7 protein-coding genes are annotated in these 9,937 nt (G+C 55.7%); 2 read left to right on the forward strand and 5 right to left on the reverse strand.

The annotated features are described in order from the left end of the window. The 3 genes from ACF8AM_RS14795 to ACF8AM_RS14805 all read right to left on the reverse strand — a co-directional run. On the reverse strand, nucleotides 1-520 hold a 520-nt coding region (locus ACF8AM_RS14795), incomplete at its 3' end, for a DUF1501 domain-containing protein (RefSeq protein ID WP_392556375.1). A 42-nt stretch (nucleotides 521-562) separates the two neighbouring features. After that, complete coding sequence (locus ACF8AM_RS14800; protein WP_392556376.1) at nucleotides 563-3,670, reverse strand: PSD1 and planctomycete cytochrome C domain-containing protein; 3,108 nt, start codon at nucleotides 3,668-3,670, stop codon at nucleotides 563-565. A 128-nt stretch (nucleotides 3,671-3,798) separates the two neighbouring features. Beyond that, complete coding sequence (locus ACF8AM_RS14805) at nucleotides 3,799-5,202, reverse strand: isoaspartyl peptidase/L-asparaginase (RefSeq protein WP_392556377.1); 1,404 nt, start codon at nucleotides 5,200-5,202, stop codon at nucleotides 3,799-3,801. A 401-nt stretch (nucleotides 5,203-5,603) separates the two neighbouring features. Between ACF8AM_RS14805 and ACF8AM_RS14810 the strand changes: the two genes are divergently transcribed. Together ACF8AM_RS14810 and ACF8AM_RS14815 are read left to right on the forward strand one after the other, a co-directional pair. Next, nucleotides 5,604-5,828: a hypothetical protein gene (locus ACF8AM_RS14810; protein ID WP_392556378.1), complete on the forward strand. Its 225-nt coding sequence runs from the start codon at nucleotides 5,604-5,606 to the stop codon at nucleotides 5,826-5,828. 150 nt (nucleotides 5,829-5,978) lie between these two features. Beyond that, a complete protein-coding gene (locus ACF8AM_RS14815) occupies nucleotides 5,979-6,428 on the forward strand; it encodes a hypothetical protein (RefSeq protein ID WP_392556379.1) in 450 nt (149 codons plus the stop codon). 238 nt (nucleotides 6,429-6,666) lie between these two features. Here ACF8AM_RS14815 and ACF8AM_RS14820 read toward each other — a convergent pair whose 3' ends face one another. After that, entirely contained in the window at nucleotides 6,667-7,278 is a 612-nt protein-coding gene (locus ACF8AM_RS14820; protein WP_392556380.1) for a hypothetical protein, read from the reverse strand. Nucleotides 7,279-8,457: 1,179 nt separating this feature from the next. Next, a complete protein-coding gene (locus ACF8AM_RS14825) occupies nucleotides 8,458-9,450 on the reverse strand; it encodes a metal ABC transporter solute-binding protein, Zn/Mn family (RefSeq protein ID WP_392556381.1) in 993 nt (330 codons plus the stop codon). Nucleotides 9,451-9,937 lie beyond the last annotated feature (487 nt).

Raw genomic sequence — 9,937 nt, forward strand, 5'->3', positions numbered from 1 at the left:
TGTGCGCCTTTGCCGGTGCGTGATTGAATTGGTCAGTGTGCAGCGTTTTGATGAAGCACAAATCGTCTGCAACCGACTGCAGGTTTGGCATCAGATTCGAAATCTCAGCTCCTGATTCTCCGCAGCGTTGGAACTGAAAAGATTGATCCTTTGGAGTGCCAAACAGCTTCGGTTGTTCACGAATGAACGCCAGTTGCTTCCCTTGAAAGAACTCATCGGGGCAGAGCTGACCCGAACGTTCTTGCAAGATGGGTTTATGGTCATAGAGGTCCAAGTGAGACGGGGCACCCACCATGTGAATGTAAATCACACTCTTGGCTCGTGCAGGATGATGTGTTCCGAGGACGCGACCCGTCTGCTCTTGCCCGAAGGCACGGTTTTGCTCTGCTTGAAACAGGGAGGTCAGTGCGAATCCACCGAGTCCCATGCCGGTGCGTTGAAAGAGTTGCCGGCGAGTTGCGTTGGCAACCGTTGCTGCGGCGGCACCACGGAACGGCTGCTTCGATTGGGAGGGAGGCATCGTTGACGTTTGTTATGAAGAAGGGGAACTTGCGGAGAGGATTCAGTCCTTCGTGATTGTCTCGTCCAGATTCAGCAAGACGTTGGCAACATAGAACCAAGCGGCCAATTCAACGTCGGTGGAAGACGAGGTGAGCGCCAACGGGGCGTCGGGCATGGGGAACGAATTCCCTCGAACGAGTTGCTGGGCTTCTTGGGGATGAGCTTGAAGGTGTGCTTTTCGCTCGCGATATAACGCCAACAGACGGGAGGATTCTTGTTCGTCTGGTTGTCGTGCCAACACAATTTGGAACGCTCCTGAAAGTCGTTGGGTTTCATCTGGACTTGGATGTTCACGTAGGATTCGAATGGCGAGCCCGAGAGCCATTTCCACGTAAGCGGGATCGTTGAGCAACGTCAGGGCTTGCAGCGGAGTGTTGGTTCTCGGTCGTCCGACGACGCAAGAGCTTCGGTCCGGCCCGTCGAAATTCACAAAGCTGGGATAGGGTGCTGCGCGTCGCCAAATCACATAGATGCCACGTCGGTAGCGGTCTTGGTCGGTTGCCGCGACCCATTTGGGTTCGTTCCGGCCGACTTGACGCCAGATTCCTTTGGGTTGGTAGGGCATGATGGGAGGACCATGCATCTTGGTTGAGAGCAAACCGCTGACGGCCAAGGCATTGTCGCGAATCATTTCTGCTGACATGCGAAAGCGTGGTCCCCGGGCGTACCATTTGTTCGCGGGGTCCGCTTCGATCTGTTCCGCCGTGACTTTGGAATCCTGCCTGTAGGTTTCGGAAGTCACGATCGTTTTCAGGACGTGTTTCATGGACCAACCTGATTCAACGAATTCAACGGCCAACCAGTCGAGCAAATCCGGATGCGTTGGAGGCGAAGACTGAGTGCCAAAGTCTTCCAGCGTGTTGACAATTCCATGACCGAACAACTGGGCCCACCAGCGGTTGACCGTCACCCGAGCGGTGAGCGGATTCGAAGGATCCACCAGCCAATTGGCCAGCCCCAAGCGATTCTTCGGAAGGTTCTCGTTCATTCGATGGAGAGCCATCGGTGTCCCCGGCGCGACTTTGATACCTGGTGACAAGTAGTCGCCGCGTTGCATCAAAAACGTTTCTCGCTGCTTATCGAGTTCCACCATGACAAGTGTGGTGTCAGGCTGGATCGCATTGAGTTGCTTGGTCAGTTTTTGAATGCGTCGTTGCAGCGAACGAGCCGTGGGATTGGATGCTTCGAAATGGTTTTGTAGCTTCGTTTGTTCGCTCGGTGATCGGTCCTCCGGTTGTTTCTTTACCGCCGTTGCCACTTCTTCGGGGACGTCGAATGCGATCGCATCGCCACACAGTGCCGAGAGACGCACGCGACCAATCGTTCGGCCTCTTCCGTAGTTTTGTTCCAATCGAAATCGCAACGTGGCACCGGGTTTGGAACCGAGCGGGTCTTCGAGCAGAAACTGCGCCCAGTGAGATTGTTGAAACTTCTGTCCAATCGCCCACCCTGTTTTCGGATCACCGTCAATCGCGTTGGCGACTGGCCAATTGGGTTGAGAGTAGTCGGCGGATGGTGAGTGAAGTGTCATGGGGGAGTTTGCGTTGCCGTCCTGTGAGACAACTGTCACCTCCAATTCACTCAGGATGAAATTGGATCGCACGGCATCACCGCGACCGGGGCCGGTTCCTGGGAGTTCAGGATGCGTCAGGGCTTCGACCTTCCATCCGACAACATTCGCTGGAATTTCATTGCAGGTGATTTCATAAACAGTTGTGTCGGGCAATCTGCCCTGGAACAAGATCGATTGGTCATCCAGGATTTCGAAGTCTTCTCCGCCGGTCGCTTCAACGGAAGCGATCGGCAGTGTTTGCCACTGAGGCGGTGTGTCGAGTGCCGTTCGAAGTCGTTTCGTCCAGCCCCTCCAATCACCTGCTTTTAGAACGGCTTTCCGTTTTGCTTGGAGCGAAGCGATTTCGGCCTTCAGTTGGCTTTGGGTGGTCGCTTGTTCGGGAGAAAGAGGCAAGTCCATCTTGGGGCCCCAGAAGTCAAAGGACACGCCTTTGCCACTTGGATTTTCGACCTCCATCGGTGTGTTGTTGAAAAACGCGAAAAGCTTGTAGTACTCTTCCTGGCTGACCGGATCGTATTTGTGATCGTGACACTGGGCACATTCAATGGTCATTCCCAGCCATGCGGTGGCGGTCGCGTTGACTCGATCAACCACTTGGTTCACGCGGTTTTCTTCTGGATGGACACCGGCTTCGACGTTGCAAGTGACGGTCCGATGAAATCCGGTTGCGATCTGTTGATCGATCGTTGCGTCCGGCAACAAGTCGCCAGCGAGTTGTTCGATTGTGAACTGATCAAACGGCATGTCGTCGTTCAACGCCTGGATCACCCAGTCGCGATAGGCCCAACTGTCTCGCAATTGATCGGCTTGGAATCCATTCGAATCGGCATAGCGTGCCAAGTCCAGCCAAGGTCTGGCCCAGCGTTCGCCAAATTGCTCTGCAGCCAACAACCGATCCACCAGTTTTTCATAGGCGTTCAAATCGGGATCGTGAACGAACGAGTCGACTTGGTCCGGCGTGGGGGGCAGACCCGTGAGGTCGAGTGAGACTCGGCGAATCAGTGTCCTTCGGTCGGCGCGTTGCGCAGGATGGAGTCCGCGAACTTGCAATCGATCCCAAACGAAACGGTCCACCGGATGCGATGACCAAGCGACTCGATCTGCTGTGGGAACAACAGGCCGAGTCGGAGCAATGAACGCCCAGTGCTGTTCGTATTCGCCGCCCTCGGCAATCCATTTCTGTAGGAGCGATTTTTGGTGGGCCGAGAGTTTGCGTTTGGAATCAGCCGGCGGCATTCGCAAACCGGGGTCTTCAGAAAAGATCCGATTGATCAGTTCACTTTGCTCGGGCCGGTGCGGGACGATCGCCGCGGTTTCTGAAAGTTCCTGACGCGAACCGTCCTGTGTGTCGATCCGCAGGTCGGCTTCTCGTGAGGCCGCGTCGGGTCCGTGACAATGGAAGCAGTTTTCCGAGAGAATCGGGCGAATGTCTCGGTTGAAATCAACCGCAACGGCTTCTGACGCGACGGCCGTGACCAAAGCCAGCGTCAACCAACACACACTGAATGAGTGGTTCTTTCCCAAACAGAAATCCATGCTCGTCACGATCAAAGAGGATTGAAATGCGGTGATCCGTGACGAGAGAGTCTAACAGGCAGGGCACGCGGAAACGAATGAAGGTTGATGGGTCCCTGGTCTCGATCGCTCGCATGCCCGTCGGTTCATCATTGGGGAGTTGGATCAGCGAACTTGGAAGTGTGATCGTGGACGATTCGCCAGCCTTCCGGAAAACGCTGGAACACGAGCGTGAATCGGCCGCCCATCGGTTCGTCTCGTTCGAGTTTCCAGACTCCCAGGACTTGCATGGCAGCGCCGCTGAGTGGCAAAAATTCGAGCTCCGTGAACGTGAGCTTTCCCATTTCTTTCGACGTTGGATAGCGTTTCTTGTATCGCTGCCACGTCGCGTCAAACCCGCGGGTCACTTCGCCAGCGGAGGAGAACGTGAGCTGGTCGCTCTTCCAGTAGACGTCCATGAACGCGTCGATGTCGCCCGCATTCCAGTCGCTGGCTTGCTGCTGAATCAGAGCCGTGATTTCCGCCTCGGGTGAGTTGGTTTGGTCCGCTGGGGCTCCGCCGTTGTCGAGGATCAAGTGCGTCTCGAATCGTCCGGTGCTGTCGGCAGCGGCGCAGCTCATGCCGGGTGTGTTGTGCTGCATCACGATCTCGCCGGTTTGTGAAACGGCGATCAATCCACCGATGCCAGGCTGAAGACGATTCTGCATGATCTCCGTGACGGATGACTCGAGCGATTTGCTCGCGTAACGCATTTGTGCTGCGATGTCATAAGCGACGCTGTTTCGAATGTACTCTTCACCAACACCGGTGCCGGAAACAGCGCACAAACCATTGGCGGCGTAGGTGCCCGCACCGACGATCGGTGAATCGCCAACTCGTCCGGGCAGCTTTTTGGCGGTGCCACCGGTGCTGGTTCCTGCGGCTAGGTTCCCATGCGAATCTAGCACCACGCAGCCGACAGTTCCCAAGTGAGATTCGTCTTCCTCTTGATTCACCGAAGCAATGTTCGCAGCTTCATCGTCATCGTGTTGGGACAGAAAGTATTTCGGATCGACGAGAGGTACTTGCTGAGTTTCCGCAAACTCATCGGCACCGGGACCGACGAGCAGCACGTGTTTCGTGTTTGTCATCACCTGGCGAGCAAGCGAGATTGGATTCTTGACCTTGGTCACACCAGCAACGGCGCCACAACCGAGCGTCTTGTCATCCATCACCGAAGCGTCCATTTCCACGCGTCTGTCGTTTGTCAAAACAGAACCGCGGCCGGCGTTGAAAATTGGATTGTCTTCCAAAGTGCGGATGACGGCTTCGACGGTGTCCATGGCGGTTCCGCCACCGGCGAGCATGTCGCGTCCAGTTTGCAACGCGCGTTGCAAAACGGCGGTACGTTGCCGACTCGATGCATCGCCAAGTTGTGCGGGGGAGCTGCCTGCTCCGCCATGAATCACGATTGCCCAGGTTGGTTTCATGGCTGGCTCTTCACTGTGGGTGCTCCTTGTGCTGAACAACGCCAGCAGAATAGCGGAGACAAGGATCGTCGCATTGAACTTCATACTTCAGGCCTCATGCGTCGGCGACACAACGAACTGGAATCAACTTCGAAGCCATCTTCTGTCGGCGAGAGAGTCGCGGGAAGGGGACGCGATTGGGCGGATCGCGACGAAGAGATGAGACTGGGGTTTGAGGGCTGCAGTAGCGCCTGCCAGAGCCCGATTCGGTGGGGATTCCCCGGTTCAAAAGGGAGCTTTTTGAGGCGGATGTCACGGGAATTGTTTTTTTAAAAGACGGCGGCGGTACAGTGTGAAACTGGCAACATGTTGGGTAGGCGGATGCGTTCGTTACACAAGTTTTTGCTACAGGAGAACTCACTATGTCTCGTTCATCCCATCGCCATTCCCGTCCGCTGGAACATCTCTTTCGAGCCACAACGCAATCAGGAATCTCCAATTCGAGGATGATCAATTTTGAGCCCAGCCCGAATGTTCAGCGATTGAACATGGAGCACGATGGCTCACTCGTTCAGGACAAGAAACCACCGTCGTCGATCAACCGCATTGCCGCTTATGAGCGACAGCACCTGCCGACGGGGAGACGGTTGGTGGATACCGAAGCAGTGGACCATTGCTTTGGCAGCGACGTGGATTACTTGGTGGGTTTGGACGACTGCTCAAGCCAATGACGTGGGCGTTGCCACGTTGGCTGGTGATTCACGGGGGCGAATTCTTGTGACACTTCGAAACAGAAGCATCCTTTGTTGAAGGAGAGAATACGTGGCCGTGATGGCCGCCCTATCCATGTTCCTTTCTTTCACGACGCGCAGAGGTGCACGATGAATTTCCAACGAGTCTCCTTCCTGATCGCAACGGCTTTGCTGTTGGCTGCTTTCTGCAGCAGCGACGTCGTTGCCCAGTGCCGGTCGGGTGGTGGCAGATCGCCAAGCGGTAGCCCAGCCTCGTACGCAAGCAACTCGATGTATCCGCAGAACGCTCTGGTCTCCAATCGGTATTCCCAGGGCAACTTGGCCGCGCTGCAGTACCAGCAACAGCAGTTTGCGACTCAGCGCCAAGTCGCAAACGTTGCCTATGAGAACGTGCAGCGACAACGACTCGCTGCGATGCAGTTTGACACAGAAGTCCACCTGCAACGATTGGCTCGAGCGGAGGCGAAAAGGGCCGCTCGAGCCGAACGCATCGCCGCCCGGTTGCGTGAGCACGGGCGATTGGATGAGTCCTACACTCTGGCGTCGGTCCAGGTCGGTGAAGACACCCCGCGACGATGACTCAAAGCCCGAGCGAAGAAGTGTCGCAATGAAAATTTGAGCTCAGGCTTCGAGTGGTCTGTCAGAACTTGTTTCTAAGGTAGTGGATGAGGCCGCGAGTCCTGAACTGGCGTGAAATCCAAGGACTCGTGGCCTCGTCCACTACGATCAACCCTCACTTTTTCGCTGTGACAAACCACTAGCCTGAGTTGCACGCAATCACCGGCTGAAGCCTATGCCATTTAGTTTTCGACCTGCCTTAGACAGGGCTTGATGCCAAGACGGGCGATTTGGAATGGCTGAGGTGGTTGGTGGTGCCGATGCCATGAGGAGCCGAAATTCCTCGCGACGCTTTGTGAGCCCTGCCTGTCGTTTCGTTTGTGCTTCGCGTGCGGTACGCCCAGCGGACGCTCAGATCGTCGACGGCAACGAGTGACGGTTCGGCGTTGCAGTCGACTCGCATTTGGTACCTGACCACCACCGTTGATCCGCTTTGGACGGCGTTGAAGTGCAGGTCGAGATTCCGGTGCATGGACTGATTGGTCGGGCGGACTGCTTTGCCATCCATGTGGCTCGACAAAATCCGATCGATCATCAGATTGGGGCCGAAGCTTCGTGACAGCACCAAGTGCACGACATCGCATTCCTCTTCGATCCGGGGCATCTCCAATGTGATGCGGAATTGAAGGATGTCTCGAGCGATTGCGATTTTCTTGTTGCACGATTCACGCCATCGAAGCGGTCCCATTTCACCACGCGAGATCGCGATTGCCTGGGATTCATGAACCGATGCCTGAATCGTATTGCACGACTCGAGGAGTTGGGCCAAGGCCGATTCGTTTTGGGGTGAGTCCACTCGTGTCAACTTCATGCGTTTCGTTCCTGATTCACCGGGCTTTGAATTTGAAAGAATTGGCTTCATTGCCAATGTCTTTCCATCGCACGAAGAGAGCCTTGCACCTGCCGTTGCGCGGCGAGCCATTGTCAAGACGAGAACCAGGGAAATCTTGCCTCCCTCGGTCACGCGTGTGATCTGGAACGATTATCGGGAGGCGATGGGGTGACGCCTGCGGTGAGACGAAAGTTGCGGATGCATTCCGTCTCCCTGCAAGTCGATTTGGCGATTCAAGTACGAATTGCACGGTAAAACGCTGTCCCGACGGCCTTGCCGGTGAGGCAATGGTCTAGCAGGCTGTTGATCTTATTGTCTACCAAAAGACAACGGTTCGCCGATGAACGTTCGCTGCGGTTGGCGTCCGCTGAGTCGCCGCTAACGCGTAACGGCTCATGAGATCAACAGTCCGTTAGGCAGACAGCAACAGATGATGCGCGTCTATGAGCCCGCACCGGCAAGTTTTCGGGTGACCCATTTTTGTCGCAACTGGTTGAGACGCTGTGGTGCGGCCAGGAGCCATAGTATCAGGCCTCCCACTAGCGTCTGCACGAAGGGCCATTCGACCGCTCCCGCGAGCACAAACCCGCATCTCTGCCAAATATAGGGGCGAGCAAAATCGTGTGCGTTTGGCCGCCAAACGATCCATTGCCACAAGCATACGGCTAGAATTCCGGCGAACCCGCAAAATGCCAATCGAGCGCCCAACTTTGTGATGCGCGCACGGTCCCACCCCAAACGCCAGGGCAAGAAAAACAGAGGGGGCCAGATTGCTACAACCCATGCGACATGTGCCGCAATTAAGACATCGACACTGGGACCGCAGCCCCAAGGTCCGCAAATCGCGTGATTATCGGCAAAGACCACGCCGCGCATCGATAACGCTGCGCGAATGCAAACGACCCAAAGCAAAGCCAGAACGCCCCATTGGGCATATTGAAAAGCTGTTTTCATGGTAGACACCTACACGATTCTATTTCCGGATCCATGAGTCGACGACAACGTTTTCGTTATGAGTGAGTGTAGTCATTCTTCGCTTCGCAAACCAAGCATGGAGCAACGTGAATGAGCGTTGGCAATGGTAGGCGACCGTTGAGTCGACTGACAACGCGATCGCCGAATTGCCACGATTGAAATGGGTGGTTGGGGCTGCCGCAGTCATTCGCTGAGTTTTCCTTGAAAGCCGTCAGCGGGGGCCTCTCCACCCAATCCCCGCGCGACAACGGTCAAGTTGTGATCCAGCATGCCGATATAGGTTCCCTCATAAGTGCCGGATTCTCCCATAGCGTCGCTGAAGAGTTCTTTTTCGCCGACCGAGACGTGGTGGCCTCGCGATTTAGCTCCCTCGACCAGCGAATCGACGCTCTTGCGAGGCACGCTGCTTTCCACAAAGACTGATTTCACATTCTGTTCCACCAGCAGATCCACCAAAGTATTGATCCGCTGCAGTCCCGCTTCGGAGTCAGTCGAAATGCCTTGGATTCCGAGCACCTTCAAACCATAGGCGCGTCCGAAGTAACCGAAAGCGTCGTGCGAAGTCACCAAGATGCGGCCGCCCTCGGGAATCGTCGCAATCACACTTTTGCCGTATTCGTCCAGATCCGCCAGCTTCTCTCGCAGAGCGTGGGCTCGCTCGCGATAAGCCGGCTCGAAAAGCGGATCGAAGGCGGACAGTTCATCGGCAATCACGTCCACGCATTGAGACCATGCTGCCACATCCATCCACACGTGTGGGTCATAGTGACCCGCAAAATCATCCGGTTCGAGCAGCATCGTCTCATCGATCGCCTCGGTCACGGCGATGACCGGCTTGTGGCGAGCCATCTTGATCAGCGTGTCCGTCATCTTCCCTTCCAGCATCAAGCCGGAGTAGACGATTAGATCAGCGCTCATCATCGCTTGCACATCGTCACGAGTCGCTTTGTAAAGGTGTGGGTCAACACCCGAACCGCAAATCTGCGTAACGTCCACTCGGTCGCCACCGATGGTGCGCACCAAGTCCCCGACCATCCCGACTGTCGCGGTAACGGCGATGGTCGAATTGGGGTCGGCGGTTTGAGCTTGCTGATTTGCGGAAGGTGTACCGTAGGAGTCGTCGCAACCTACGAAGAGCACCACCAACAAGGAAAGCGAGGCGAGAGTTCGGAACATCAAAAACACTTTCTGTCTGGCTGAAGGCACTGACTTAAAATGCGTACGCAGGAACTTCGGTTTTGCATCGAGCGAACACTCGACCTAAAGTTGTAGCAGTTGCTACGGATCTTGCCAGTGCTTTTTGGATTTTTGTTTCAGGCAAGAGGCTCGAAACGCGACGCTAACCAAGCGAGCTTGATTGTTTCCTCGAGGACCGCTGAACACATTGCCCACGATGAACACATTGCCCCCGCTGCCGAACCTTTCGCCAAGACCACCGGCACCTCCTCGTGAGGCAACTCCTCCTCCGAAGGTCCCCTGGAGATCGCTGTCGCTGTGAAAGGGCCCAGCTTGGTCACGCCATCGGTATGATCCGCCGCAACGGCTGGTTGAGATGAGTTGGTTGACTGGATCGTGCGAGGCATCCAGTTTCTGAAGTGGGCGATGCAATGTGCCAACGCCTTGGAAAAATGCGCAGTCACCGGTAGGATCAACCTAGGGGCGA

Source organism: Rhodopirellula sp. JB055 (genome assembly GCF_043100905.1).
Lineage (GTDB): Bacteria > Planctomycetota > Planctomycetia > Pirellulales > Pirellulaceae > Rhodopirellula.

Bases quoted from the DNA above. Each gene is read 5' to 3' on its own strand.
- ACF8AM_RS14810 (WP_392556378.1), top strand. From the start codon at position 5,604: ATGATCAATTTTGAGCCCAGCCCGAATGTTCAGCGATTGAACATGGAG.
- ACF8AM_RS14800 (WP_392556376.1), bottom strand. From the start codon at position 3,670: ATGGATTTCTGTTTGGGAAAGAACCACTCATTCAGTGTGTGTTGGTTG.
- ACF8AM_RS14820 (WP_392556380.1), bottom strand. From the start codon at position 7,278: ATGAAGTTGACACGAGTGGACTCACCCCAAAACGAATCGGCCTTGGCC.
- ACF8AM_RS14805 (WP_392556377.1), bottom strand. From the start codon at position 5,202: ATGAAGTTCAATGCGACGATCCTTGTCTCCGCTATTCTGCTGGCGTTG.
- ACF8AM_RS14825 (WP_392556381.1), bottom strand. From the start codon at position 9,450: ATGTTCCGAACTCTCGCCTCGCTTTCCTTGTTGGTGGTGCTCTTCGTA.
- ACF8AM_RS14815 (WP_392556379.1), top strand. From the start codon at position 5,979: ATGAATTTCCAACGAGTCTCCTTCCTGATCGCAACGGCTTTGCTGTTG.